A 25,837-nucleotide genomic window follows, 5' to 3' on the forward strand; every position below is an offset into this window, starting at 1 on the left:
GCCGCAACGATGCGGGCGAACAGGTCTCGCGACACGAATCCGGAGCTCGAGGTGAGGCGACTCCTGCATGCCGCGGGGCTACGGTTCCGCGTCGACATGCCTCTCCCCTTCGACCGCCGGCGACGCGCGGACATCGCATTTACGAGGGTAGGCCTATACGTCTTCGTCGACGGTTGCTTCTGGCACGGCTGCCCAATGCATTTCGTGGTTCCGAAGACCCGTCGCGACTTCTGGACGGCAAAAATCGCCGGCAACCGAGAGCGCGACAAGGACACCACGCTGCGCCTCCAAGCTCTCGGATCTGCGGTAGTGCGAATCTGGGAACATGAGAACGCCGTCGAGGCCGCGGCGCGCGTGACGCGCACGTACCGGGCGTTGAGTGACATGCTCTGACCGGTTTCTTTAGGCGCAAGCGATTGACCGAGCCACGGCGCCCGCGTGGCCGGCACGATGTAATACATAGGACGACTTGATTCGCCCTCAACGCGCACCAGCGAAACCCAAACGACGCGCCTCCGCAAGGATCAGTGCACCCTGGTTGGCTTGTTTACGAGACGGCGTCGAACCAGCCTTCAAGAGACGTCCCAAAGTAAATGCCAGACTTCTCTGCCAGGACTGCAGATTCGACGTCTGCTTCGCCCACTGGCTCAACGCAAACCAATCGTCGCCACTGATCGAAGTTACCGCTGCGAGCGCGGCTCGCTCCTCGTCATTCAGCATCTCCGCGACACTCATATCCGAAATGGTCTTGGCCCTGCGACCTCCACTCGTGAGCAGTTTGGAAAGTGGTCCGGGCACGTCCCATGCCAATTCGAGGATAGCCTTCCAACAATCATCCTTCTTGGCCCACTCGCTGATGTTTCTAGTGCCAGCCGTCGCAAAGACCTTCTGATGAACTCGGGGAGCTAGGTCGAGGATCGCGTCGCCGACCGCGGGCGGCAGCTCTTGGGACCTCCAGATCGCGCGCAGGTCCAAGCGCTGCTCGGTCGCATGTGACAGTTTCGCAAGTGTGTAGGTCACCGTCTGGGCACGGTATCCACCAAGCTTCAGACTGCCGACGAGCTTCTCGGCAGCGCGGAAGAGCAGCGCCTTCGCGATGAGCAGTTCGAAGTAGTCTTGGTCCGGCTTGAAACCCGCACCTCGGCGTTCGATTCGGAGCATGAACTCACGGAAATTCTTCTCCGCGCCGTAGGAGACGATCCAAGGCAGTTGGTCCCACGTGTTCTCAAACTTCGCGAGATCGGTCTTCGTGAACTTCTGGCTCAGCGGCTGGACGGCCTTAAACTCACGCTGTTTGGCAGGTGTCCTCTGCCTTGCGTGAGCGTCTGCATATTGTCCGCGTGCCCGCTCGTAGAACCATCGAGTCATACGCGCCGTGCCGTCCTTCCCCGGCGCCCAGATCGCGCGCGACAGCTTCTCGACCTCGACGTGGAAGGGATCGTTCGCGCTGAAGTCGGCCATGTTGACCTTGTTCTGACTGTTGGCAAACTGGCTGATCCTCGGAACGAGGTCCATCAGGTTGGCTGGCTCGACGACCGAGAGCTTCGCTTGGACGAAGATGTCCGACAGGTCTTGTTTCGCTTTCACCTTCGCATAGTGGAGCGAGGCGCTGGTCTGACCGCCGTTGACAATCTGGAGATCGTGGATTTCGGAGATCCCGACTCCGCCTGAGGCGATGGGGACAACCTTGACCTCGGCAGCGGTCATAGACACACCGTTGTTGTACGCGAGGAAGCTCCGCGGCTCATCCTTGATCGTCTCCTGAATTCCGCGATTGACCTTGCCGCGCGATTGAAGGAAGGACCGTACATTCAGTTCGAGGAGGCGCGGGCCGTGCTCTTCGTAGAGCTTGGCGATGAAATCGCCGGGAAGCATCGTGAGATAGGCCTCGTATCGACCGGGGTCGCCTTGAGGACCGAGACAGGCGATGGGGGCGCCCCACATCGCCACCACGTCGATGCGGATCGGCTCCTGTGTACGCCCGCTGGTCACAAGTTGATGCAGGCGCGTCGCATCCCAGACGGAAAGGTGCACCGGCCTCGATTCGATCGCCTCAGGTCGGACCACGTTCGTACGAAGGTCTCCATTGGTAAGTACGACCAAACGCACCTCGCCGACCTTCGTCCAGATCTCAGCGATTCGTTGGGCCATATCCCAAGCCGGTGAAGTCTCCTCCAACTGCCGCCAGAGACCATCTACCGCCTGCTCGAGGAAGCCCGTCATCCGCCGGACCGCAGTATCGAGACTCGCCTTGGTGTACGACTCCAGCGCCAAGCCACCGCGATAGTCAGTCAGGAATAGCCACAGCGTCGACTGATCCTCGCTCACCGTGAAGCCTGACGCCCGTGCTGCTCGCGCCTCATACATTGCCAGGTCGGCGCCATCGATCTCACCCGCCTCGGTCAAGACGCCGAACATGTACTCAGTGAAGGCCTCAGGAACGCTGCGCTCCGCTCCTTCTTCGGACGCCGAGAGCACCAGCTCCTGGTGGAGGTCAGCTACGAATGCGGAAAGATCTTCGGCGTGCATGTCTTGGTCCTCAGGTGGTCAATCACCGCATCACTGGCGGTCAGGTGCGGGTCAAGGGCGCTGCGCTCGATCACGTAGGTCACATAGCTCAACCCAGTCGGTAGCTCGCTAGCAACTAATCGTGGGAAACCGCCAGTAACCAGGAAGAACTCAACGGCGCGGGGAACATAGCGTTCGGTTCTAAACTCCGAGTGAGAGTCCTGCCAGCCGCAGCTCAGAAGCTTTCCCTCGAAGAGATGCGCGGCGGCGGGCGAGTCACTAAGGAGGCTCCTTAGCTGATCGATCAGCTCAATCAGCGACTGACCGGTGCCGTCCTGCCGCTCGTCAAGAGACACATAGCCGAGGTAGAGATCGGTGACGCCGATGTGCTCGAGCTGCCGTTCCGAGCTGATTTTCATCTGCCCGGCACCAGATCCCCGGTAGGTCTTGATCTCGAGGGCGACATCGCTGAACTGGTAGTCCTGAAGCGAAGGATCTGGGCCCGTCCAGCCATAGACAGCCGTCGAGGAGCCCAGTTCAGGGAGCAGGTAGTCCCCGAGCACCGTAAGTTCTCCGAACAATCCTGCCGCCTGTTCCTCCGAGAATGGTTCGCCGCGGCGGGCGAAGAACTCCTGCCAAGCGATGACGCGTTCCACGACCCGGGTGGCGGCATCGGAGCCCGGGAATGCGGCCAACGTGCCGACAACCTCTGCAGCGAGTTCGACGAAGAGGGGGTCTCCCAAGTTGGTTAGCGAGCGCAGTCGGACCTTGGTTCGTGTTGGGTCAGAGGTATCTACCCCGATCTCGAGCCCCTTCGACTGTCGCCACTTCTTCGGCATGTTGGCAGCGACACCGATGACGGAGAGCTCGAGGACCCTGTGTCGGCTGGGTCTAATCTCCCCAATGAAGACGTCGTGCGTCAGGTTCGGCAGCACCCGACGCATGACGACGCCTTTAGCAAGGGGATCCTCTCGGAGCTGTGCCCACAGTGACGGGTCGAGCACGTCACTCGTCATCGTCGCCGTCCCATCCGAAGACGTTCTTCAGGAAGACCGGGTTGACTTGGTACTCGAGAGGCTCCGCGCTATCCGAGTGAGGGAACGAAACCGCGAACCCGACGAACGGGTCGCCCTCCTCCGCCTCCTTACGCCACTCTGCAGCGTTCAGGGGATAGAGGAGAAGCAACCCACGATCGACGGATCTACGTTGACGCTCGACCCGGCCGCTCGGTTGGGTAGGCGCCTTCGCAGTCGGCTTCTTGTTGGGCCGTTGTTTCCAAGCCCTGACTGTCTCTTCCAAGGCTTGCTTCCACCCAGGAGTCTCTTCATTGAAGTCAACCAGCTCGTGAGATGGACTCACCACGCGTCGGATCGTGTACCGGCCCGAATCCATGGCAGCCTGATTCGCCCGCTTCACGAGGCTCGTCTTGACGCCACCGATGGTGCGCGGGGGAGCGTCCTTCTGTCCCCCACCCAAGACAACGGTCCAGGAGCCGAGCTCGCCGTCGGCTCGTCTGGCTTGGATGTATTTGATCAGCGGCTCTGGAAGGCTCTTCAGAGCCGCCTTGTCCGCCCGATAACCAGACAAGAACCGGATGACGGACTCAGGATCTACACCTCGCCAAACCCGACCATCACCCACGTTCGCCACCGGCTCACCCAACGACTCGATGAAAGACTCCAAGGCCGCGAAATTGGCGTGGCGATAGTCAGGAAGGAATGTGACCGTCTCTGAGATCCCACCACTGAATGAGATCGAGTACCGGGCGGCGTGCTTCAACTTCTGCGGCGACGTAACCAACAAGCCGTCCGGCAATTGGCGAACACGCAGGCCGAACTCTTCAGGGGTCGATCCCACTGCTGCCATCGCCTCAAACTCTGCTTGTAGTTCGGCGCTCGCTGCGGTGATCTTCTCGTACCAGTCGACGAGCGGACCGGTCGTGTATAGGCGGCAGAGGTCGAGGTACCCGGGCCGGTAACCGAACCAACGTCCCATCTGCATGAGAGTGTCGTACATCCGGCTCGCCCGAAGGTAGTAGGAAACGCAAAGCCCTTCCAAGGTCAGGCCCCTGGAGAGCTTGTCGCCACCGATTGCAATCACGCTGATTCCCTCTGGATGGTCGATATACTCCAATGCATCTGCGGACGTGCCATTAATCACGTGAAGTCTCGTGCGCCTCGCAGTTTCGACCAGCTCAACCTTTACCTCTGCGAGCGTTGGGACTGGCCCAACTTGGGAGGCAAGGTCGTGACGTCGCGCAATGTCACTGCATGTGGGAAGCAGGTCCTTTGCCCAGAGCCGCTCGATCCGCTCTTCCAGGATCGGCTCCGATCCCTCCCCGAACTCAAGACGGGCCGTGACGTTAGCCAAGAAGTCCTCGACCTGATCGGCGACCCTCCTCTGCATGTCAGTGAGCCGGGTCACGTGTACCAGCATCGAATGGTGCTTTCCTCCTTGGCCGCGTAGGCGACGGACGGCTCCTGCCATCAAGAAGAAAACGATCGCGTCCTCGAGACTTTCCGGTAGCTCGTCACCCAATGGGTCAACAGCCTTGTGCTTGTCAGGCAGCCAATCACCGTAGTCAGAAGTCCTACGCACGATGTCGAGCGACTCGACCTCATCGATCGCATTCGTAGAGTCTGCTTCGAGGCCGAACACGCGCTCCGGGCCGATGTACGTGCTGGGAGCAGGAAGGTTCACGATGAAGCTGCGCGGGAACAAGTCCTCACCGACGGCGGAATGATCGGCCTCTGGATCGATGAAGATGTTGGCGAATGGAGTTGCGGTGTAGGCGACGTACGCCGATTGCTCGAACGTATCGAGGAACTGTCGGATCAGGCCGTTGATCGCGGATGGGTCGACCTCGGAATGGTCTTTGGCGAACTTCGTGTTCACGGACGCGTGGTCCGCCTCGTCATCAATCACGAGAACCGGCACGTCGCGCACCCGGAATTTGCCCGTGTCGGGATCTGTCGCACCCTTGAGGTGGGTAGACCACTTGTACAGGTTCTCGAGGATCGACTTGTTCTTCTTGACAACCAGGATGATTGGGTCAGAGCCGCCTGGGACGATTCCCATGCCCTGCGCAACCGACAGCTTGAAGTCGCCGGACTCGGACGATGACGTGAATGAGCTGACGTGCAACCACTCGCCGGCGAGCTTTCCGACCCCGATCCTGTTGGATCCCTCTGCCTGCTGTGCCTTGCGGATGGCACGCGTGTCGAAGCCCAAGATGCCCTCATCGATACGTGCCTGTGTCTGGCTGCGCAAGCTGTTGTGCACCCCAGCCAGCACGACGACGAGCTTGTACCCGTTGTCGATGGCCTTCGCGATCAAGCCGGTGTAGTTGCCGGTCTTGCCGGACTGCACTTGTCCTGCCACCAGCCCACGGCGGTCCCAGGTCCCATCCCGCTTCGGATCCTCCAAGCGCCCAAGGATGTCGTCGGTAACCTCGTCCAACCGATCGACCGAGGAGGGCGGGAGTTTGAGCTCGTTCCTCATCAGCCGTTCGTACCGGCTCCAGAACTTCCATTCGTCCTTCTGCTCAGGTCTGTCATGCAGCCACGGGATGTGATCCGAGTCATCGGACATCGAGTTCCAACTGCCGACATGTACATTGACATCCGCCTCGATCTCCTTGGCGAGCTGCTGCCGGTCGACCGAGTCGGCTGGATCCAATCCCTCGACCATGTCCGCCATCGCATCGACCCACGCGCGGAGCTGTTCAGGGGTGACCGGCTTGCCTTGGCTCGCGAACTGGTCGATCTTGGTGATGACGAATCCGCGGACCGACGTGGCGTTGCTCATTGCATACTCTCTCGGAAGGCTTGGACAACTTGCGGAAACTGCGAGAAGGGCTCAATGACCGCGATGCGGTCCAAAGCCTCGTCCGGGGTGTAGCCGTCAACCACGAGATCGGTGAAGACGAAGTCGATTAGCGGCTTGAGGTCTCTGGTCGCGTCTCCGAACGGCGTCGGCTGTTTATCGAGCGAGTCCGCGATACTGACACCGATAAGCGTGGTCGGCACTGTCTCTTCGATGAACCGAAGCGCCTTCTCGACCTCGCCTTTCCGATGTGCTGCGGCGTCCAACAAGGCCACGATCACGGGGTGGGAACGGTTGACCTTGTACCTGATATCGCCCGCACGATCGATGTACTGCAGCCATGCCACAACAAACGGTTGGCTCGTCTTGGATGCTGTGATCTTTCCCCGGAAGCGGTACACCTCTTCGGCTCGGGATCGGGCAACTTTCGCGATCCGCTTCAACTCTGGCACGAGAGCACCGGGGGTCCGCGCGGACGACTTCTTCACGTCGACCTGCCAGGCATGGTCGAGAGTCGCAGGAAAGTCGACTGAGACTCGCGCCAGCTTGGTGTGCTCGTCTTTGGTGAACCCGAGGTTGAGCCAGTCCCCCTGCACCAGCAGGCGGTTCGATCGATAAAGGTAAAATCCCTGTTGCTGGTTCCAACCCGACGCGCCGTGGCCCTCGTCGGCCTGCTCCGGCGTGAGCTTGCTCCGGTGGGGTAAGACATACGCCTTAACCCTGACGATCTCACCTTGGAACGGCAGGTCTTCGGTGAAGAGATGCTGTGTTGCACCATGCGACGTCATGAACGGGTCCCACGGACGCAGCGCTTGGCCGTTCACAAGCATCAAGACTCGGCCACGTCCGCCGAGGAAGCGGTGGAACGTCGCCTCCAAGTGATGCCGAATCCTGGCGGTCAACTGAAGGAATCGCTCATGCGCCTTGGTGTCAGACGAGTCCACATCGCCGACAAGGCGGTCACACTTCGACCATGCGACGACAGTACCGGCGGCGCCGTCGAAATTCAGATCAATCGCTGGAGGACCGGAACGCAGGAGGCGCCACTCGCCGCTCGCCGCGACAGTGTCTAGGTCCCAACGCCGGATCGCGTCACCGAACCCTACCGTGCGCGTGAGAACCGTTAGCTCACGAGCTTGTGAGAAGGAGGCGGTCTTCAGGCCAAGACCAAACCGACCAAGATCATGCCTCGAACGGTCCTCAAGCGGGCTCCTGCTACCTGGGCGCATCGCGCTGTAAAGCGCTGCCTCCGACATCCCGCTTCCGTCGTCTGCAACCGTGACGACCGAGTCACGGCCATTCCATTGGAGGTCGACCCTGATTGTCTTGGCACCAGCAGAAATGCTGTTGTCTACGAGATCAGCAATCGCCGCTTCAGGCGTGTATCCGAACGCGCGCAACGACTCGATCAGCGCGTCGGCTCGCGGTTCCGCGATGTCCCAGTCGGACAAACCTTCCCTCCGTCAACGGCAGTCCTCTCTTGCCTAACCGAGGTTAATGCTTACGTCCGGCACATTCGGCCGAATCAAACATCTTGCACCGATCGAACGACGCGGACGAACCTGCCTACACATGCGTCGGCCTGGGTTGCTGGACTGCGGTGGCCATCAAGGCTTCATGGATCACGAGGTTTTGGACATCAGTCGCTCGATGAAGTGGTCCGCTACGAACCTCCGCCCACTCTCGTGTCCTCAACTCTTCGCAAACAGGAGAGAGCCGCCCGACATACACGTGCGCGCGGCCGGTCCCGTTCCGGAAGAAGCGGTTGGCCCGGCTTGACCGCCACCATCGGAGCGGCCAGGCCGGGAGACTAGGTGAACTGGCCGACGAAACGCTCCGCGGCGACGGCGGCGGTCCAGATCTGTTCTTCGGGGACGTCGCAGATGCGCAGCGCGGAGGCTGCGATGGCGTGGCGTTTGGTGTCGGTGAGCGTGTCGCCGGCGCGGCGGATGCTGATGATTACTTCGACGAGGCGGACTGCTCGGGAGCACCCTGCTGATCTCCTACCCCGCCGAGTCGGTCCGCCTCGTCGATGACGGCGTACGCAACACGGTCACGCTGATAGCGACCGGGCTCGAGGACCACCCGGCGCCCGGCGAGGATCCAGCCGTGGCTGCGATCAACGGCCAGATGGACGAGGTCGTACGCTCAACCCAATACCGCACCTGGCTCACCGGCGCGCTGGGCGATGCCGACTCCGCCACTGCCCGTGAACACGGACCAGACCTGTTCCGGGCGACCCACTTCACCTTCGACGAATACGAGACCTATCGGTCCGACCCCGATGGCGAGGGCAAGGCGATCGTCGAGGAGAAGCAGGACGCGTTCAAGACGATCGCCGAGCAGGTCGACCGGGAAGACTCGGTCGCGTACGAATACTTCAAGGGCGAGCACTGGGGTCAGCGCGCCACCGCAGGTCTGGTCAACCTGGTCGCGGTGATCGTGACCTGCGGATACCTGCAGATCGCTGGGTTGGCGATCCTGCTCGCGTTCGTGCTCATCCGTCTCATCGTCCCCTTCGCCCAGCGGCCGGGATCCTGTCCATGTTCGACCGCACCCATGGCCTGGCCCTGGGATGGCTACATCGCCTCGTCGGTCCGCTGGACGCTGTTCGTCGGCGCTTGAACCGCGACTCGGGTCGTACTCAATCTGGGGTAATTCCGGTCCCATCGCTGAGTGCCGTGTCTGCGTTCTGACGGACCGTTGCCGAGACACGACCGCCGAGAACAAGAGGCAACCCCCTGTGGCAGCACCGGACCCACAAACCATCGCTTCCACCTGGGGCTATCACCCAAGCGTGCGCGATCTGGCGGCACTCACAGAGACCAGTCGTTTCTCCGAGTTACTCGTCTGGGGACGGCGAGTTCCCGACATCGTGCACCGATTCGCGTGGACTCGAATCGTGGCTGCCCCTCCCACCCGTCTGCCCGCCGGGATCTATTGGTTCTCCGGCATTGAAGAGCCGGCCGTTCTAGCTGTCTATGACGGAGCGGATGCGGCACCAGGACTCACAGCGCCCTATGACCAGATTCCCGAGGACAGCGCCCTGGACAATGCACTCGCATGGCTCGAGGAGTCCTGGGAATTGGCGACCGTCGTCGCACCGCCGAAGTACGCACTCAACGAGCAAGTGATCACCAGCGGCGGCATCGACGGGATCATCAAGAGCCGCCAGTACGTCGGCAGCACCTGGAGCTATGCCGTCTTCACCTCCGACGGCTCACCACGGATGCCCGAGTCCTCCCTCCAGGCTCGTCCAACGGCCGACGACGCAGCGGCCTGGGTTTCGGAGCCCCCGGCTTCGCCCAGCCGCTTCGCGGCGACGCTGACGAGGGCCAAGCTCTCCGACCATTTCACGGACACGGTCTACTCCTTCCGGGCGACTCGGACGATCTTCCGGCCGTATCAGTTCAAGCCGGTCCTCAAGCTGCTGGCCACGGGGGCCTTGCGGCTGTTGATCGCCGACGAGGTCGGCCTGGGCAAGACGATCGAGGCCGGACTGGTCTGGACGGAGCTCGAGGCCCGTCGCCAGGCCGATCGGGTTCTGGTGGTGTGCCCGCCGCCGCTGGTGACCAAGTGGCAGCGGGAGATGGAGGAGCGGTTCGGCTTCGACCTAGTCGAACTTGACAGCGCCGGTCTCGACAACATCGTCACCTCGTTGGAGACGCAGCGAGTCAAGAAGCGGGCGGCGTACGTCTGCTCGATCAACCGGCTGCGGTCCTGGGATGCACTGGAGCGGGCCGGTGAGCTTGGCCTTGAGTTCGACCTGGTCATCGTCGATGAAGCTCACACGTTCCGTAACAGCGACACCAAGAGCTTCGCGCTTGGCGAGGAGTTGCAGGGTTGGGCCGAGGCACTGGTGATGCTGTCGGCAACGCCGATCAACCTGCGCACGCGGGACCTGTACAACCTGCTCTCGATCCTGGTTCCCGGCGAGTTCGAGGACCAAGAGTCGCTGGAGGTGCGTCTTCAGCCCAATGCTGTCCTGAACCGGGTGAGCCGCTCGTTGACTGATCCGACCGTCGTGAACCGTGATCGACGGGGCTGGCTGAACGAACTCGAGCAGCACCTCTTCGGCCGCATCCTGCAGTACAGGCCGGACTTCAAGATTCTCTCCGGACTACTGTCCCAGCCTGATCTCTCCGCCGCGGACCGAGCCCAGGTACGCCGCCTCTGCACTGAGCTCAACGCCCTCTCGGCCCAGATCAGCCGCACACGGAAGGTCGAGATCCAGGAGACCAAGCCGCTGCGGGTTCCGCAGGTCGTCGAGGTGCACTTCGACGATGACGAAGCGGCCTTCTACGCCGCGTATCTGGAGTGGTGCGAGGAGCGTGCAGCTCTGTCGGGCACCCCGCTCAACTTCTCGATGCAGATGCCGCTGCGTCTGGCCGGATCATGCCTGCCAGAGGCCGCCCGGTCGGTCATCGACGGTAGATCCGACGTGGGGGCCGAGGAGTCCGACGTACCCGCTCGATCCGCCCCGGACGTACCTCCGTCTGCGACCCTTGTCCAGCTCGCGAAGAGGCTGCACACGGATACCAAGCTGCGCCAACTGAACACCGCGCTGGACGATCTGGCGGGCCAGGGCAGGCAGGCATTGGTGTTCACGTTCTCGCGCAGGACGCTCGCCTACCTGGTCAAGCACCTCAGCGGGCGTCATCGGATCGCAGCGCTGCATGGTGGAGTGCACCGCCGCGACCGCGACCGGATCATGGCCGGCTTCCGCGCTGGCGAGTACGACTTCGTGCTGGCCACGAAGGTGGCAAGCGAGGGACTCGACTTCGAGTTCTGCTCGGCGGTGGTCAACTACGACCTGCCGTGGAACCCGATGGAGATCGAGCAGCGCATCGGTCGGATCGACCGCATCGGTCAGGACGAGGCGAAGATCGCCGTCTGGAATTTCGCCACTCCCGGCACGATCGAGGAGGCCATCCGTGAACGGGTCCATGACCGCATCGGCGTCTTCGAGCACTCGATCGGCGAACTGGAGCCGATCCTGGAGTCGCACTGGCGGGAGACGGAGAGACTTATCTTCGACTTCAACCTGAGGCCCGAACAACGTGACCAGCGAGTCCGCGAGGCTCTCATCGCCATCGAGGAACAGGCCCGCTCGCTGCAGGAGGTCGAGGCGGCTGCTCCCGGACTGATCAGCACCGACGGCGCGGAGATCGACGGCCTGGAACGGGATCTCCTGGCCAACGGACGCTACGTCGGTCAGCCAGAGCTGGCGCACCTGATGAGCGATTGGGCCGAGACATTCGGCGGTGAGATCAAGCAGGAGGACACCGTTCTCACGGTGCGTGGCAATCCGGAGATGGCCGATCATCTCCAGGCGCTGGCGCGCACCAAGGAACGGCTCGCCACGGAAGTCAGCGAGCTCGCCTCGATGATGCGTGGCGAGCAGCCGATCATCGTGTCCCTCGACCAGGAAGCCTCCCGCACCAGCGGTCTGAATCTGCTCACCGCGACCCATGTGTTGACCCGCGCGGCGGTCCGTACGCCCGGCTACCGCCAGGCCCGGTTCACGACCCTGCGGATGAGTCCGGAGCAGGCCGGGACGGGACCGGGCACGTATCTGACTCTGCTCAGTGTCGCGAGGTGGAACGGGCTGCGTCCCTTCAACGAAATCTGGACCGCCAGCGTCGATGTGGACCTGCTCATCGACGTGGGCGAGACGATCGGTGCGGCCGTGATGCGCTCGCTCGCCGAGGGAACGCTCCGAGCCGGTCCCTATCGGGACTACGACGACCTGCCCGATGCGGCCGATGAGGCCCAAGTGGTCCTTCAGCTCCGCAGCCAGGACCGTGAGACTGCTCTCGTCGCCGAGAACGACGCCTTCATCCAGACCCGCAGAGCGTCGATCCAGGACGTCCATCACCGTCGAATGAAGCACATCACTCGCACCCTTGAGACCAACATCGAGCGCGGGAACCAACGCGGCATCCGCCTCAACCAGGCCAAGGCTCGCAAGGCCGAGGAGCGCCTCGCTGCCCAGACCGCCGAGCTCGACAAGACCCGTTCAGCCACCCTGACGACCGAGGACCTGGCCGTGTGTGTCGTGGAGGTGATCGCATGACCGCTTCGGGCCAGCATCCCCAACTTCCGCTCGAGCAGGCGCGCAATCGGGAATATCTCGACAGATTTCGCAAGTGGCTGGAGAAGCCGATCAACTGGGGAACCACTCGCAACGAGCAGTTTGTCAACCCCGCAAACAACGGCCACGGCAAGAGTTACGGACACATCGCACCGCTGATCGGGCGCGTCGGGCTCACCGAACCTGACGAGGACATCGGCACCAACTTCTACATTGGACCCCGCTACATCCGCGGCGACGTCCCGACGTACAGCTGGAACGCGCCCGTGGCGCGCGCGTTCTTCCAGCCCGACGACACCAGCCACGAGATCAGCTCAAGGATCGCCGTGATCCGCACCTTCGCCCATGACGCACAACTCGAAATATCCGCCGTGGAGGAGGAACAGCGCCGTCCCACCTCGTCGTCGCCGTTTATAGAGGCGACGCTGAAGGTCCAGGCTCCCCCGACACGGCGTTCCCGGCGTCGTGCTGTCACTGCCCCGCAGTCGACCATCCCACCGGCCCCACCGCGGACTGCGGCACCGAGGTCGCCCCTACAGAAGGGCGCGGGCACCGGTGACCCGGCCGTGCAGGTTGCCACCATGCGAGCCCCCGACCTCGTCAAGGCACAGCTTGCGGCCCCGCGTTCGAAGAAGATGGTCTCGGTCCTGGCCACCCTCCAGCCAGATCAACATGACCTGGTCACGCGTCCCGCCGATGGCGGCCTGATCGTGCAAGGTCATCCAGGCACCGGCAAGACAGTCGTCGCGGCCTACCGGGCCGGCTTCCTGACGACACCTGACGCACCCGAACGCGGCGAACACGGCGGTGGCCTGAAGAACGTCCTGCTGCTGGGGCCTACAGCCGGCTACGTCCAACACGTCCAGGACGTTCTCGGCCCTTTCCGACATTCCGGTGCCACGATCGAGGTCCTCGATCTGGCAGGGCTGATGAGGCGAATCGTCGACGGCGAACGGAACGGCACTCGCGAGGGTGAGATGAAGGCGGCCTACGACGATCACGGCATCCGCGTGATGGCACTGGCCGCTGTGGCCGTCGACGTGGCCGCCACCGACGTACTCCACTCCGCCGCCCGCCCGATTCGCCCCTCGTTGGTCGAGCACGTCCGGGCCGCATACGAACTGCTGCGCAGGAACGGGACACGCGATGTCCCGCTCACCGACGAGGCCGATCTTGCAGGTCGGCTTCGCACGCTTCCCACACTCGAAAAGGCAGTGACGCAGCGAGCGCTTCTTCCGCTGCTCGCCCTCCTCCATGTCAACATCTCCGCGCCTACCAAACGCTACGACCACATCATCGTCGACGAGGCTCAGGACCTCTTCCCGCCGGACTGGGAACTGCTCCAAATGCACCTTGCCGAATCCGGCCGCTGGACCTTGATCGGCGACCAGAACCAACGTCGGTCTGCCACCAGCTACACCGCATGGGAGTCGATCGGCGCTGCCCTCGGCCTCGGCGTCCGAGAGCGCCGGCCTGCGGTCATGGAGCGCGGCTATCGATCCACGAACCAGATCCTTCGCTTCGCGGACGCCGTTCTTCCCGACGGCATGCGCCAGGCGAGTTCGATTCAGGTGGACGGCCCCGAAGTAGTGGCCGTGCGCGCCGCAAACACCAAGCGCGTGGCTAGCCGCGCTCTCGATGTCGCCTCCGATCTGGCCCGAAGGTACGCCACAGGAACGACCGCCATCATCGTTCCCCGAGGTCCTGAGGAACTAGCGGAGTTCATGGTGACCGAAGGCTGGCGTCGACCCGATCCGAAGATCAGGCGAACGTTTACACGCGACGGCGTCCAGGTTCAGATCTACACACCCGAGCGAGCCCGCGGCCTAGAGTTCGACGCCGTGGTCGTGGTTGAGCCCGGCAAGTTCAAAGCCGACGAGCACGGCCGACACGGACAACTCTATACAAGCCTGACACGGGCCAACCGGGAGCTCGTCGTCGTCCACAGCAGTCCGCTCCCCAAGGCGCTCAGGAACGCCCTGCGCGGCCGGGCCACATGAGGTTCCGGCCGGAGGGTCAGAGGTCGCGTCTACCCTGAATAGGGGCGATCGCGCTGTCGGTAAGCGCCGCGATGTCACGCTCAGGGGCCCCGCGAACACTGCGATGTCGCTCATGGCCGGCAGCCAGCGCCGCTGAGCAGGCCGCCACCTTCGGATGCTCCGTGGCTCTCGCCTCCGGGTGAGGGGCGGTGGGGCGAAGCAGCGCCAAATCCATCCGAGGGCCAGTGTGCTCGTGTCCAGGAACCACCCGGTCGCTCAGGCCTCCCGGCGCCAGCGGTCGGGGGTGGTGCCGTAGCGGGACTTGAAGCGGCGTACTAGGTAGCCGGGGTCGGTGAGGCCGGTGCGGGTGGAGATGACCGATAGGGGCAGGTCGGTTTCGCGCAGGAGGCGGCGGGCTTCGGTGAGGCGGCGCTCGGTGAGCCAGTCGAGGAGGGTGCGGCCGGTGCGTTGGCGGACGACGGTGGTGAGGTGGCCGGGGGTGTAGCCCAACGATCGGGCCAGGTCGCCGGCGGAGACCTTGGTGGCGTACGTCCTCTCGATCTCGTCGAAGACCCGGCTGACCAGCGGGTCCGGGGCGATAGGAGCACTGGGAGCGAGACGCGCGGACGCGACGAGGAGCCGGGTGAGGATCGCGGTGACGGTGTCGTGGGAGCCGAGGCGTTCGGGGTGGCGTAGCTCGTCGTCGAGCTCGGTGAGCCAGGCCTGCCAGCGCGGGCGCTCGACCTCGGGGACCACGCCACGGCGACCGTCGGCGGCAAACAACGCAAGCAGCGGATGGTGGGCCCAGGTGAGCGGGGAGATGGAGGCCAGCGACGGGATGGCGTCGGGGGTGAAGGCCACCGACCAGGCTCGGGCGTGGGTGAGCTCGGCGACCGACTCGGCGGCCACGACCTCGCCGGGGGCCACCGCGTGGACCTCGCCATCGCGCAGCTCCACCTGCTTCCCGTCGAGGCCGACGGCGCCGCCGCCGCGCTCGACGTAAGCCAGCACCCAGAAGTCGTGGGCGTGCCGGTTGTCCGGCGGCAGGTGCTCGCCCTCGCAGTCGGGGTCGAGGGGGACGACCCTGACCGGAGGTACGCCGGGGCGCTGGTCCCAGCGGTAGACAGGGGTTCCGTCGGCGCGCACCGTGCGCACCCGGCGCGCGTCAACCGAGGCCGAATCCGAAGAACGTCCCATGGTGACCGACTTCCCTCCCACCGCTGATCCGCAAGATGTCCCATCGTGGATGTATGACCACCATACAGATCATCGACGGCCGCGCCGAGAGCGATCGGGGCCGCGACTTCCTTCCCGGCATGGGCCGCACCTGGCTCCTGCCCCTCTACGACCTCTTCACTCGGTTCGCCCGTGTCCGGGCGCTCCACGAGCGGACGGTCGAGCTCGCCCGCATCGAGCCCGGCCAGAGCGTCCTCGACGTCGGCTGCGGCACCGCCAACCTCTCCTTCGCGGTGCTCCGGTCCGTCCCCGGGGCCGTCGTCACCGGGCACGACCCGGACGCCGGCGCATTGCGGATCGCCGCCCGGAAGGCGGGCCGGCGAGGCGTACGTCTCTCGCTGGTGCAGGGGTACGCGGACCGGTTGCTCCCCGAGGACGGCAGCGTCGACCACGTCGTCTCCTCGCTCGCGCTGCACCACGTCGACGACGCCGGCCGCGAGGGGTTCGCGCGGGAGGCCCACCGGGTGCTCCGGCCCGGTGGGCGGGTGACCATCGTCGACTTCGGCGCCCCCGACCACGGACACGGTGGCCACGGCAAGGGACACGGCCACGAGGGCCACCGGCACCGCGGGATGAACGTCCACACCGAGCGGAACCTCGACGGCGGGATCGTCACGCTGCTGAGCGCCGCCGGGTTCACCGACGCCCGCGAGATCGACCACATCGAGCATCGGTTCGGGCCGATCACGATCGTCCAGGCGACTCGCTGACGACCTCGGGGGTTAGACCCGCGCCTCACGGACGGGCAGTCTTGCCCCATGTACTTCCTCGGAGTCGACCTCGCCTGGGGCGTGCGCAGGCCCACCGGCGTGGCCGTCCTGGACGAGGATGGCCGCCTCGTGCACGTCAGCGCAGCCAAGACCGACGATGAGATCGTCGCGGCCGTGGAGCCGTACGTCGGCGATGACTGCCTGGTCGCGTTCGATGCGCCGCTGATCGTCACCAACCCCACCGGGAACCGGCCGGCCGAGGCGGCGCTCAACAAGGACTTCGCGCGCTTCGACGCCGGCGCGCACCCCTCCAACACCAGCAAGCCGGAGTTCAGCGAGCAGCCGCGAGGCGCCCGCATCGCGGCTCGGCTCGGGCTCGACATGAACCCCCGGTCCGGCCGGCGTCGCCGGGCGATCGAGGTCTACCCCCACCCCGCGACGGTGGCCCTCTTCCGCCTGGGCCGGACGCTGAAGTACAAGCACAAGTCCGGGCGTGACATCGACCAGCTTCGCGCCGAGCTGATCACGTTGCTCGGGCTGCTCGAGGGGCTCGCCAGCGCCGACCCGCCGCTGCTGCTCGACAACCCGTCCTGGCACGCCCTGCGAACCGCCGCCGAGAGTGCCGTACGCAAGAGCGAGCTGCGCACCGTCGAGGACCAGGTCGACGCGGTGCTGGCCGCCTACGTCGGCCTCTTCGCGACCCGCGCACCGGACCGCACCACCACCTACGGAGACTTCGCCACCGGCTACATCGTCACCCCGACGCTGCCCGACGACCTCCGCCCGACACCCCGCGGGCGAGCCGGATCGAGGATCCATGACACCGCGACCGCGGTCCGTGAGTACGCCGCGATCCAGCCGATCCTGCAAGAAGCGGCCGACCAGTACGTACAGCTGGTGACCTCGATCCTCGACGACGCCGGCATCAACTACCTGACCGTGACCTCGCGCGCGAAGTCGGTCGCGTCGTTCGCCGCCAAGGCGGCTCGTACCGTCGACGGACGGCAGGTCTTCACCGACCCGCTCCGCCAGATCACCGACCAGATCGGGCTGCGGGTGATCACCTACGTCCACAGCGACGTCCAGGCCGTCGCCGACCTCCTCGACGACCAGGTGGTGGTCCACGACGACCGCGACATGGGCGAGGAGACCGCGAGCGAGGGCAGGTTCGGGTACGCCAGCCGCCACCTGCTGGTCAGCCTCGACCCCGCGCGCGAGGGCCAGGCGGCGTACGAGCTGTTGCGAGGCCGCCAGGCGCAGATCCAGATCCGCACCGTGCTGCAGCACGCCTGGGCCGAGTTCGAGCACGACATCCGCTACAAGGGCACCATCCCCAGCGAGCACAGACCCGACTTCGACCGACGGTTCACGCTCGCGGCCGGCCTGCTCGAGCTCGCCGACCGGGAGTTCTCCACGATCAGGGATCGGCTGCGGGAGGGCGGGACCGCCGCCAGCACGGAGACTCCCGACGACGACCCGCGGATCAGTCCCCGCGAGCTGGCGGCCTTCCTGGCCGGGCAGTACGCCGACGCCGGCTGGTCACGAACCGACCACTACGGGTGGATCTCCGGGGTCATCCTCGAGCTCGGCATCACCTCACTGAGCGAGCTCGGCGACGCGTTGCGCTCGGTCGACGAGGAGACCCTCATGGCGCGGATGGACTACCGATATCCGCCGGGCGCGGTGCGGCGGCTCGATGACGCTCTGCTCTGGGTCTACGGCGACGCCTACGTCGAGCTGCGTGCCAATGCGCACCGGGAGTCCGGCCTGCGGGCCAGGCTCGCCAAGATGCGCGACACTGACTGACTCGTCTCGGCGGCATCAAATCCGGTCGGGGCTCGGGCACGAATCCCCGCCATGAGACACCTGGATCGTCATACCCTCGCCCATGCCGCCGCCGGTGTGCTCGCCGGAGCGGTCGGAATGTCCGTCGCGCACCTCACGGCTGCGCTGCTCACGCCGGCCTCCTCCCCCGCGCTCGCGGTCAGCACCGCAGTCATCGACGCGACACCCACCCCCGTCAAGGAATGGGCGGTGCGCGAGCTCGGCAGCGCGGACAAGCCGATCCTGATCGGCAGCGTGCTGCTGGTCACGATCGCGTTCGCCGCCGTGATCGGCGTGATCGCCCGCAGACGTCTGTGGCTCGGCGTCGGTCTGATGGCAGGCCTGGTCCTGCTCGCCGGAGCCGCCGTGGTCCGCCAGCCGCTCTTCGAGATCGCCAACCTCGTGCCGACGCTGGTGGCGCTCCTCATCGGACCAGGCGTGCTGGTGCTGCTGACCCGCGCCCTCAGCGCCGAGCGCACCCCGACCCACCGGCAGGACACCCCGGACGAAGGCGCAGCCACCCGCCGCAGCGTCCTGATCGGGTTCGGGGCCCTCGCCCTGCTCTCCGCCGCGGCCGCGACCGGTGGGCAGATGATCGTCCGCGGCCGTACGGCGCTCGCCGACATCATGCTGCCGCGGGTCCGCAAGCCGCTGCCTGCGCTCCCGGCAGGGCTGGAGGAGACCCACCAGGGGATCTCCCGGTTCATCACCCGCAACCGCGACTTCTACCGGGTCGACACCAAGCTGGCCGTCCCGATCGTCGACCAGAACAGCTGGTCGCTGACCATCGACGGTGACGTCGACCGCGAGCTCACCTTCAGCTACGACGACCTGCGCGCGCGGGAGAACGTCGAGTACGACATCACCCTGACCTGCGTCTCCAACGAGGTCGGCGGCAAGCTCGTCGGCGCAGCGCGCTGGACCGGCGTACCTCTCAAGGAGCTGCTCGAGGAGGCCGGAGTCGGGAAGAACGCCGACCAGATCCTCTCGACCGACGTCGAGGGCTTCACGATCAGCACCCCGCTCGAGGCCGCGATGGACGGCCGCAACGCGATGGTCGCCCTCGGCATGAACGGCGAGGTCCTCCCCCGCACCCATGGCTTCCCGGCCAGACTGGTGGTGCCCGGTCTCTACGGGTACGTCGGTGCCACCAAGTGGGTCACCAAGCTCACCCTGACCCGCTATGACGAGGCGACGGCCTACTGGACCGACCGCGACTGGGCCATCGATGCGCCGATCAAACTCTCCAGCCGGATCGACACGCCACGGCCGCTGAGCAACATCGAGGGCGGCCGCACGGTGATCGGCGGCGTCGCCTGGGCCCAGCATTCCGGCGTCGACACGGTCGACGTACGCATCGACGGCGGCCGCTGGCAGCCGGCCGAGCTCGGTCCGGACGCCGGGATCGACTACTGGCGCCAGTGGTTCATGCCGTGGGACGCCGAGCCCGGGAGCCACCAGCTGGCCGTCCGGGTCACCGATCGCGACGGCAACGTGCAGAGCCCGGAACGGGCCACCCCCTTCCCCGACGGCTCCAGCGGGATCCAGGAAATCGTCGTCACCGTCACCTGAGAAGAAATTGGCGAAATCCGATTCGGCCGCCGTGCCGAAGCCCTCATGACAGCAAGAGACCAACCCTCGAAAGGCTCTCTCATGAAGCTCAACACCATCACCCGCACCGGCAGCGTCGCCGCCTCCATGGCTCTCCTGCTGGGTCTGGGTCTCTCGGCATGTGGCTCCGAGGACACCGCTTCCGGCAGCGAAGGCGGCTCCAAGACCTCTGAGACCACCGAGGCCGCGCCCGAGACCGAGGAGGCCGGCGCTCAGACCTTCGGCGAAGGCTGCAAGCTGATCCCCGCCGACGGTGCCGGCTCGTTCAACGGCATGTCGACCGCGCCGGTCGCCTCCGCCGCGAGCGCGAACCCGCTGCTCAAGACGCTCGTGACCGCGGTCGGCGAGGCCGAGCTGGTGGACACCCTCAACAGCGCCGACGCGCTGACCGTCTTCGCGCCGACCGACGACGCCTTCAAGAAGATCCCGAAGGCCGACCTGGACGCCGTACTGGCCGACAAGGCCACGCTGACCAAGGTCCTCACCCACCACGTGGTGGCCGGCCAGCTCAGCCCCGACGAGGTCGCTGGTGAGCACGAGACCCTGGCCGGCGACATGATCACCGTCGAGGGCGAGGGCGAGGAGTTCACCGTGGGCAAGGAGAACGCCAAGGTGCTGTGCGGCAACATCCCGACCGCCAACGCCACGGTGTACGTCGTCGACACCGTCCTGATGCCCTGATCGGGACATCGGACCGGATCTCCGCGAGGATCGACACATGAGACCGCTCAGCTCAGTTCCCTCCGGCGACTCGTCGCCGGAGGGAACCGGGTCCCCGGGGCTTGCCGAGCTCCTCCGTCGCGTCGCCCGAGGCGATGAGACGGCCTTCGCCGCCCTCTACGACGCGACCTCCGCCCGTGTGCACGGACTGGTGCTGCGGGTGGTCCGAGACCCGGCTCAGGCGGAGGAGGTCACCCAGGAGGCGTACCTCCAGGTGTGGCGCACCGCCAGCCGGTACGACGAGAACCTGGGCAGCGCCCATTCGTGGCTGCTGACGCTGGCCCATCGTCGTGCGGTCGACCGGGTCCGATCCGCGGAGTCCGCCGGCCGCAACGACACGGCCTACCACGGGACCACACAGACCCCACCACATGACACGACGGCCGAGGCCGTGGAGACCTCCTTGGAGGCTCGCCGCGTCCACGCCGCCCTCGAAACCCTGACGGCAGTCCAACGGGAGGCGCTACAACTGGCGTACTTCGGCGGCTACACCCACACTGAGGTCGCCGCCATGCTGGACCTGCCGATAGGCACTGCAAAGACCCGTATCCGGGACGGACTGATCCGGTTGCGCGACGCGATGGGAGTGAGCCGATGAACGCGCAAGACATTCACGCCCTCTCCGGCGCATACGCGGTGGACGCCCTCGACGACCTCGAGCGCATCCGCTTCGAAGAGCATCTCGCCGCTTGCGCCGACTGCCGCGACGAGGTGGCCAGCCTGCGCGACAGCGCCTGGATGCTCGGCAGCCTGACCGACACCGCACCTCCGCCTGAGCTGCGCGACCGTCTGCTCGCCGGGATCAAGGAGATCCGGCCGCTTCCGCCCGAGACCACACCGAAGCACAGGGCCGTCGAGGCTCCTGAGCCCGCGGACGAGTCGTCCGGCCGTCGCCGGTTCGGATGGCGTACGTTCGCCGCCGCGGCCGCGGTGCTGGCCGTCGTCGGCAGCGGGACGGTCGCCGCGGTCGAGCTGATCCGCGAGGACTCCAGCCAGACCATGTCGACCGCGGACCGGGTGCTGAACGCGAAGGACGCGACGACCGTGGCCGTCGACCTTCCGGGGGAAGCCCGTGCCCGGGTGGTCCGCTCGGTCTCGGAGAACAGGGCGGTGCTGGTCACCTCCGGCATGCCGGCCGCGCCGAACGGCAAGGTCTACGAGCTCTGGCTCCAGCACGACGACGTGATGGTCCCCGCCGGGCTGATGCCTGCCGGCAGCGACCAGACCTTCGTCCTGAAGGGCGACGCCGCGGACGCGAGCGCGGCCGGGATCACCGTCGAGCCCGAGGGAGGCTCCGACGAACCCACCTCGGCCCCGATCGCGCTCTTCGACTTCTCGCAGGCCACCTGACCTGCGAGAAGTGGAGGCCGGCCGGCTCAGGCGCACGGGGCGAGGGAGACCCCGGCCGGCTTCCGACCAGCAAGGGCGTACTGTCGCAGGATGGAGCCATTCAGGCTTCCCATCAGAGAGATCCCCATGAGCGACAAGTCGCCGCGGCAGAAGATGTCCAAGAAGTCCGGGAAATCCATCAAGGCGAAGCGCGCCGAGAAGCGCAGCTCGGGGTCCACGGAGACCCTTGCCGACAAGATCCACCCGCCGAAGAAGAAGTGATGCGCCTAGGGCTCGGTGTCATCGGCTCGTCGGCCAAGGAGAACGAGCACCGGCTGCCGCTCCACCCCGAGCACATCCCGAACCTGGATCCTGACATCCGGTCCAGGATCACGCTCGAGGACGGCTATGGCGCCCGGTTCGGGGTCAGCGACGAGGCTCTCGGGACGTACGTCGCCGGGTTCGCGTCACGCGAGCAGATCCTGGCCGACTCCGACGTCGTGCTGCTCCCCAAGCCGCAGCTCGAGGACGTCGACGCTCTGAGCCCGGGGCAGACGCTCTGGGGCTGGCCACACTGCGTACAGGACCCGGAGCTGACCCAGGTCGCCATCGACCGGCGCCTGACCCTGATCGCCTTCGAGGCGATGAACCACTGGACCCGCGACGGTGCGGTCGGCCTGCACGTGTTCCACAAGAACAACGAGATGGCCGGTTACTGCTCGGTCCTCCAAGCGCTCGAGCTGGCCGGGTTGACCGGCGACTACGGTCGCCGCCTGAGCGCGGTGGTGATCGGTTTCGGGGCCACCGCACGTGGCGCCGTGACCGCCCTCAACGCGCACGGTGTGCACGAGGTCGCGGTGCTCACCAACCGAGAGGTGGCCGCGGTCGGCTCACCGATCCACTCGGCGCTGATCCGGCAGTTCGACCACGAGCCGGACGGCAAGCACGTCAGCCACGTGATCACCGAGCGGGGGCGCGAGCCGCTGGCGCCGTACCTCGCGGAGAACGACATCGTCGTCAACTGCACCCTCCAGGACACGGCCAACCCACTGGTCTTCCTCGAGGAGGAGGACCTCTCCGCCTTCCGCCCCGGCAGTGTCATCGTCGACGTCTCCTGCGACCTGGGCATGGGCTTCACCTGGGCCCGGCCCACCACCTTCGACGACCCGGCCTTCCTGGTCGGCGACAACGTCCTCTACTACGCGGTCGACCACAGTCCGTCGTACCTGTGGAACTCGGCGACCTGGGAGAACAGCAACGCGTTGATCCCGTTCCTGCGCCCGGTGCTCGAGGGACCGACCGCGTGGGACGCCGTCGAGACGCTGCGCCGAGCGATCGAGATCCGCGACGGCCGCGTGCTCAACCCCGCCATCCTCGCCTTCCAGGGGCGCGCGACGGAGGCGCCTCACGCTCTGGTGTGACCGTGGGTCAGGCGTACGGATCCAGGGTGACCGCGGCCGGCTTCCCGCCCGCCAGCGCGTTGCCGAAACGGGCGTCGGTCAGCTTGAACGTGGCGGCGCCGAAGTCGGCTGCGACGAGGCGGTCACGGATGCCGGCGGGGTAGTTGTCCCAGCCGACCAGGCCCTTGACCTGCCAGACGCCCTCGTGATTCTCGGGCGGCTCGTCTCCGCCGCCGGTCTTGGGGAAGCGGAAGCAGTGGGTGCTGCCGCCGTCCTTGTGATAGACGGCCTTGGGGTGCGTACCGCCCTCGAACTGCAGCTCCGACTCGGGCTTGATCTGGTAGCCGGAGTGCTGGGAGACGGACATGAACCGCGCGTGACCGTCCTGCACCCACACGATGATGTGCTCCCAGTCGTGCCGGTGGCCGGCCGATCCGGGGCCCCAGGAGACCTGGTCCTTCTCGAAGTAGTAGCCGTAGAGGTACGCACACCAGCCGATGTTGCACTTCGAGCGGGAGTAGACGTTGGTGTTCTGCAGGTCGGAGAGATCGCGGCACTGGCCGTTGACCGTGCCGCCCATCGCCAGGCCGCCGTTGAGCGTGCCGTCCGGGCCGATCGCCGGGGTGCTGTAACAGCCGTCGGTGTCGAAGTCGAGGGCCGGCTGCCAGGTGCGGTCGCCCTCCGGGGCCGAGGCCGGCAGCGCCGGCGGCGGGGCGGCCCAGGCGGCCACCGGCACGAGGGAGAGGAGTGCGGCGAGCGGGAGCGCGAGGGCGAGCTTGCGCGTGAGTCGTTTCCCGAGAGTCATGTGGGGTCCCTTGATCGTGGGGGAAAGGGGGTGCTCAGATGCAACCAGTGCCACGATCGCGTGACAACCCCTGGTGTGTGAACGCGCCGGTAACGCTGCTCGCCGGCCCTGGTTGGATGGACCGGTGGACGCAACGCAGTGGCAGGAACGGATCACCGCCGAGCTCGCCGGCCTCGGGCAGCAGGAGTTCGTGATCATCGCTGAGCCCTCGCCGCCGGCGCCGGAACCGACGGGCGTCTTCGCCCGGCTCAGGTCGAAGGCGTCACGGTCCGCCCCGGCATCTCGCTGGGGACAGGTGCTGTGCGTGGACTCGGTCCTCTACGCGGAGTTCGCGGGTACGCAGCACATCGGCGGCACCTGGGAAGCCTCCGCCGAGCAGCACGAGGCGCTCCGCGCGGCCGGCTGGCTCACCCCCGACGAGACCGACCCGATCGCCCCGGCGCCGGGGGTGCCGCACTACTGGCGCACCGTCCCCCAGGCCGAGGCAGCGCTCGTCGCCGGGCTCCTCGTCGACGCCTTCGGCATCCTCGGCGCCGACTTCGCGACGCTCACCCTCCGCCGGGATCAGTAGTCGCCGAGCTGCTGGCAGAGCATCCGGTAGAAGCCGGTGTTGGTCATCGGGGTGAGCCTGTCCTCCAGCGCGAGATGGAGGCCGTCGGGACCGTTGATGCCGGCGAGCTGCCACGGCCCGACCGTGATCGACCAGGCGGTGCGGGCACCGAGCTCGTCCAGGACCTCGTCGCGAGCGTCCTGGTACTCGCCCAACAGCTCGGCCATCCGGGCAGCCGGGAACGGGCGCATGGACCCGGCCGCGCCCTTGACCGGGCGGATCTTCAGCGTGCGCACCAGGCTCGGGACCAGGTGACCTCGCGGGAGGTCGAGGGGCTGCGTACGCGTGCCGTCGACGCCGAGCTCGAGGTGGATGCCCGTGGGGTCGACCGCGGCGCGGTGCTCGAGGCGTCCGCCCGGGCCGGCGAGGACCCAGACGACCTCCGTCGCGGCGGCGCTCATGCCGGGCTCCAGGTCGCGGCAGCGGCGTCGATCTGGCCGGCCCAGGTGGCATAGTCGCTGGTCGGCACGGTGGCGGTCAGGGTGTGACCGACTCCGTCGATCGCCACGAACCACTGCTCCATGGTCAGCGCGGAACCGCCCGGCCCGTCGTACATCGCCAGCCGCCGCCCCGCCTCCTGCCCGGCGATCGTGAGGCGCTCGAGGTCGATCGGCGTGTAGCCCGGCATCATCTCGGTGAACGCCATCTCGGAGCCGACCTGCCAGTCGCGGAACCCCAGGTCGCCGTTGGTCTGGGCGGTCACCGTGAGGTTGGCGCGGAAGGTCCCGCTCGCGGGCGCGAGCGCCAGGAAACGTACGCCCTCGGGTGGCTCGACGCTCTCCCAGCCTTCCGGGAGCGTCATCGTCATCTGATCGGACATGGTCACTTCTTTCCTGCGGTGCGCTTCTTCTTCGGGCGCGACTCGCGATACCACTTCGGCTTGATGAACGACGGGGTGGGCACGATGACCAGCAGCGGATAGACGAGGCAGGTGAGCAGGAAGAGCCCACCGATGATCGTCCATGCCGCGGTCTGCTCGGGCACCAGCCCGAACGCCGTCGAGCCGGTGATGGCCAGCGCGGAGATGCAGGGCAGATGGATGAGTACGACGTCCTCGCCCACACCGCCCCGGCTCCACGCGGTCGCCCAGGAACGGGCACGAGCGGAGAGCCCGAGATGTTGCCAGATGCTGACCCCGGCGCCGATGACGCCGGCGACGAGGATGAGTGCGGCCCAGATCATTGCG

General features: G+C 66.0%; 22 protein-coding genes. 13 read left to right on the forward strand and 9 right to left on the reverse strand.

The features are described from left to right. The first annotated feature begins 9 nt into the window (after positions 1–9). Positions 10–393, forward strand: coding sequence for a very short patch repair endonuclease (locus ACW14X_RS10680; RefSeq protein WP_457166061.1), 384 nt, complete (start codon positions 10–12; stop codon positions 391–393). 87 nt (positions 394–480) lie between these two features. On the opposite strand, the gene ACW14X_RS10685 is transcribed toward ACW14X_RS10680, so the two are convergent. The 4 genes from ACW14X_RS10685 to ACW14X_RS10700 are packed head-to-tail and all read right to left on the reverse strand — an operon-like array spanning position 481 to position 7,784. Beyond that, the gene (locus tag ACW14X_RS10685; protein WP_457165579.1) at positions 481–2,529 is read right to left on the reverse strand and encodes an AIPR family protein; all 2,049 of its coding nucleotides are present in this window, start codon (positions 2,527–2,529) and stop codon (positions 481–483) included. After that, positions 2,499–3,524: a PD-(D/E)XK motif protein gene (locus ACW14X_RS10690; protein WP_457165580.1), complete on the reverse strand. Its 1,026-nt coding sequence runs from the start codon at positions 3,522–3,524 to the stop codon at positions 2,499–2,501. The genes ACW14X_RS10685 and ACW14X_RS10690 overlap by 31 nt, the downstream gene beginning before the upstream one ends. After that, positions 3,514–6,315, reverse strand: a complete 2,802-nt coding sequence (locus tag ACW14X_RS10695) for a Z1 domain-containing protein (RefSeq protein ID WP_457165581.1) — start codon at positions 6,313–6,315, stop codon at positions 3,514–3,516. Before ACW14X_RS10695 ends, ACW14X_RS10690 begins: the two co-directional genes overlap by 11 nt. After that, on the reverse strand, positions 6,312–7,784 hold the full coding sequence (locus ACW14X_RS10700; RefSeq protein ID WP_457165582.1) for an ATP-binding protein: 1,473 nt from the start codon (positions 7,782–7,784) through the stop codon (positions 6,312–6,314). The genes ACW14X_RS10695 and ACW14X_RS10700 overlap by 4 nt, the downstream gene beginning before the upstream one ends. Before the next feature lie 658 nt (positions 7,785–8,442). Between ACW14X_RS10700 and ACW14X_RS10705 the strand changes: the two genes are divergently transcribed. The 3 genes from ACW14X_RS10705 to ACW14X_RS10715 all read left to right on the forward strand — a co-directional run bounded on the left by ACW14X_RS10705 (position 8,443) and on the right by ACW14X_RS10715 (position 14,427). Next, on the forward strand, positions 8,443–8,958 hold the full coding sequence (locus ACW14X_RS10705; protein WP_457165583.1) for a hypothetical protein: 516 nt from the start codon (positions 8,443–8,445) through the stop codon (positions 8,956–8,958). Positions 8,959–9,076: 118 nt separating this feature from the next. Next, on the forward strand, positions 9,077–12,409 hold the full coding sequence (locus tag ACW14X_RS10710) for a DEAD/DEAH box helicase (RefSeq protein WP_457165584.1): 3,333 nt from the start codon (positions 9,077–9,079) through the stop codon (positions 12,407–12,409). Next, on the forward strand, positions 12,406–14,427 hold the full coding sequence (locus ACW14X_RS10715; protein ID WP_457165585.1) for an ATP-binding domain-containing protein: 2,022 nt from the start codon (positions 12,406–12,408) through the stop codon (positions 14,425–14,427). The genes ACW14X_RS10710 and ACW14X_RS10715 overlap by 4 nt, the downstream gene beginning before the upstream one ends. Positions 14,428–14,682: 255 nt before the next feature. Here ACW14X_RS10715 and ACW14X_RS10720 read toward each other — a convergent pair whose 3' ends face one another. Continuing rightward, positions 14,683–15,552, reverse strand: a complete 870-nt coding sequence (locus ACW14X_RS10720) for an AraC family transcriptional regulator (protein WP_457165586.1) — start codon at positions 15,550–15,552, stop codon at positions 14,683–14,685. Between the two features lie 104 nt (positions 15,553–15,656). Here ACW14X_RS10720 and ACW14X_RS10725 point away from each other — a divergent pair, with 104 nt between their 5' ends. The 8 genes from ACW14X_RS10725 to ACW14X_RS10760 all read left to right on the forward strand — a co-directional run bounded on the left by ACW14X_RS10725 (position 15,657) and on the right by ACW14X_RS10760 (position 23,257). Then, the gene (locus tag ACW14X_RS10725; protein ID WP_457165587.1) at positions 15,657–16,352 is read left to right on the forward strand and encodes a class I SAM-dependent methyltransferase; all 696 of its coding nucleotides are present in this window, start codon (positions 15,657–15,659) and stop codon (positions 16,350–16,352) included. Positions 16,353–16,400: 48 nt separating this feature from the next. Then, positions 16,401–18,158 (forward strand): DUF429 domain-containing protein, encoded by a 1,758-nt coding sequence (locus ACW14X_RS10730; protein WP_457165588.1) that lies wholly within the window; start codon positions 16,401–16,403, stop codon positions 18,156–18,158. 51 nt (positions 18,159–18,209) lie between these two features. Further along, on the forward strand, positions 18,210–19,748 hold the full coding sequence (locus ACW14X_RS10735) for a molybdopterin-dependent oxidoreductase (RefSeq protein ID WP_457165589.1): 1,539 nt from the start codon (positions 18,210–18,212) through the stop codon (positions 19,746–19,748). Positions 19,749–19,829: 81 nt separating this feature from the next. Continuing rightward, entirely contained in the window at positions 19,830–20,468 is a 639-nt protein-coding gene (locus ACW14X_RS10740; RefSeq protein WP_350716545.1) for a fasciclin domain-containing protein, read from the forward strand. A 37-nt stretch (positions 20,469–20,505) separates the two neighbouring features. Further along, the gene (gene sigK, locus ACW14X_RS10745; protein WP_160025405.1) at positions 20,506–21,105 is read left to right on the forward strand and encodes an ECF RNA polymerase sigma factor SigK; all 600 of its coding nucleotides are present in this window, start codon (positions 20,506–20,508) and stop codon (positions 21,103–21,105) included. Continuing rightward, the gene (locus ACW14X_RS10750; RefSeq protein ID WP_160025406.1) at positions 21,102–21,857 is read left to right on the forward strand and encodes an anti-sigma factor; all 756 of its coding nucleotides are present in this window, start codon (positions 21,102–21,104) and stop codon (positions 21,855–21,857) included. Before sigK ends, ACW14X_RS10750 begins: the two co-directional genes overlap by 4 nt. A gap of 126 nt (positions 21,858–21,983) precedes the next feature. After that, entirely contained in the window at positions 21,984–22,118 is a 135-nt protein-coding gene (locus tag ACW14X_RS10755; RefSeq protein ID WP_256206805.1) for a hypothetical protein, read from the forward strand. After that, positions 22,118–23,257, forward strand: coding sequence for a N(5)-(carboxyethyl)ornithine synthase (locus tag ACW14X_RS10760; protein WP_457165590.1), 1,140 nt, complete (start codon positions 22,118–22,120; stop codon positions 23,255–23,257). Before ACW14X_RS10755 ends, ACW14X_RS10760 begins: the two co-directional genes overlap by 1 nt. Before the next feature lie 7 nt (positions 23,258–23,264). On the opposite strand, the gene ACW14X_RS10765 is transcribed toward ACW14X_RS10760, so the two are convergent. Further along, entirely contained in the window at positions 23,265–24,041 is a 777-nt protein-coding gene (locus ACW14X_RS10765) for an NPP1 family protein (protein WP_457165591.1), read from the reverse strand. Between the two features lie 124 nt (positions 24,042–24,165). Between ACW14X_RS10765 and ACW14X_RS10770 the strand changes: the two genes are divergently transcribed. After that, positions 24,166–24,612: a TY-Chap domain-containing protein gene (locus ACW14X_RS10770; RefSeq protein ID WP_160025409.1), complete on the forward strand. Its 447-nt coding sequence runs from the start codon at positions 24,166–24,168 to the stop codon at positions 24,610–24,612. On the opposite strand, the gene ACW14X_RS10775 is transcribed toward ACW14X_RS10770, so the two are convergent. From ACW14X_RS10775 to ACW14X_RS10785, 3 genes are read right to left on the reverse strand one after another with little or no spacing between them, the layout of a single operon-like run. Beyond that, the gene (locus tag ACW14X_RS10775; RefSeq protein WP_457165592.1) at positions 24,606–25,052 is read right to left on the reverse strand and encodes a hypothetical protein; all 447 of its coding nucleotides are present in this window, start codon (positions 25,050–25,052) and stop codon (positions 24,606–24,608) included. The genes ACW14X_RS10770 and ACW14X_RS10775 overlap by 7 nt on opposite strands. After that, positions 25,049–25,471 (reverse strand): hypothetical protein, encoded by a 423-nt coding sequence (locus ACW14X_RS10780; RefSeq protein ID WP_457165593.1) that lies wholly within the window; start codon positions 25,469–25,471, stop codon positions 25,049–25,051. Before ACW14X_RS10780 ends, ACW14X_RS10775 begins: the two co-directional genes overlap by 4 nt. A 2-nt stretch (positions 25,472–25,473) precedes the next feature. Beyond that, positions 25,474–25,833 (reverse strand): hypothetical protein, encoded by a 360-nt coding sequence (locus ACW14X_RS10785; RefSeq protein ID WP_457165594.1) that lies wholly within the window; start codon positions 25,831–25,833, stop codon positions 25,474–25,476. Between the last annotated feature and the right edge of the window lie 4 nt (positions 25,834–25,837).

The sequence above is a fragment of the Nocardioides sp. YJ-D4 genome (assembly GCF_054031495.1).

What these genes read in the sequence shown, in the direction of transcription:
- sigK (WP_160025405.1), top strand. Translation starts at nt 20,506, where the DNA reads ATGAGACCGCTCAGCTCAGTTCCCTCCGGCGACTCGTCGCCGGAGGGA.
- ACW14X_RS10765 (WP_457165591.1), bottom strand. Translation starts at nt 24,041, where the DNA reads ATGACTCTCGGGAAACGACTCACGCGCAAGCTCGCCCTCGCGCTCCCG.
- ACW14X_RS10775 (WP_457165592.1), bottom strand. Translation starts at nt 25,052, where the DNA reads ATGAGCGCCGCCGCGACGGAGGTCGTCTGGGTCCTCGCCGGCCCGGGC.
- ACW14X_RS10755 (WP_256206805.1), top strand. Translation starts at nt 21,984, where the DNA reads ATGAGCGACAAGTCGCCGCGGCAGAAGATGTCCAAGAAGTCCGGGAAA.
- ACW14X_RS10685 (WP_457165579.1), bottom strand. Translation starts at nt 2,529, where the DNA reads ATGCACGCCGAAGATCTTTCCGCATTCGTAGCTGACCTCCACCAGGAG.
- ACW14X_RS10735 (WP_457165589.1), top strand. Translation starts at nt 18,210, where the DNA reads ATGAGACACCTGGATCGTCATACCCTCGCCCATGCCGCCGCCGGTGTG.
- ACW14X_RS10780 (WP_457165593.1), bottom strand. Translation starts at nt 25,471, where the DNA reads ATGTCCGATCAGATGACGATGACGCTCCCGGAAGGCTGGGAGAGCGTC.
- ACW14X_RS10730 (WP_457165588.1), top strand. Translation starts at nt 16,401, where the DNA reads ATGTACTTCCTCGGAGTCGACCTCGCCTGGGGCGTGCGCAGGCCCACC.
- ACW14X_RS10680 (WP_457166061.1), top strand. Translation starts at nt 10, where the DNA reads ATGCGGGCGAACAGGTCTCGCGACACGAATCCGGAGCTCGAGGTGAGG.
- ACW14X_RS10785 (WP_457165594.1), bottom strand. Translation starts at nt 25,833, where the DNA reads ATGATCTGGGCCGCACTCATCCTCGTCGCCGGCGTCATCGGCGCCGGG.
- ACW14X_RS10725 (WP_457165587.1), top strand. Translation starts at nt 15,657, where the DNA reads ATGACCACCATACAGATCATCGACGGCCGCGCCGAGAGCGATCGGGGC.
- ACW14X_RS10760 (WP_457165590.1), top strand. Translation starts at nt 22,118, where the DNA reads ATGCGCCTAGGGCTCGGTGTCATCGGCTCGTCGGCCAAGGAGAACGAG.
- ACW14X_RS10715 (WP_457165585.1), top strand. Translation starts at nt 12,406, where the DNA reads ATGACCGCTTCGGGCCAGCATCCCCAACTTCCGCTCGAGCAGGCGCGC.
- ACW14X_RS10740 (WP_350716545.1), top strand. Translation starts at nt 19,830, where the DNA reads ATGAAGCTCAACACCATCACCCGCACCGGCAGCGTCGCCGCCTCCATG.
- ACW14X_RS10690 (WP_457165580.1), bottom strand. Translation starts at nt 3,524, where the DNA reads ATGACGAGTGACGTGCTCGACCCGTCACTGTGGGCACAGCTCCGAGAG.
- ACW14X_RS10750 (WP_160025406.1), top strand. Translation starts at nt 21,102, where the DNA reads ATGAACGCGCAAGACATTCACGCCCTCTCCGGCGCATACGCGGTGGAC.
- ACW14X_RS10695 (WP_457165581.1), bottom strand. Translation starts at nt 6,315, where the DNA reads ATGAGCAACGCCACGTCGGTCCGCGGATTCGTCATCACCAAGATCGAC.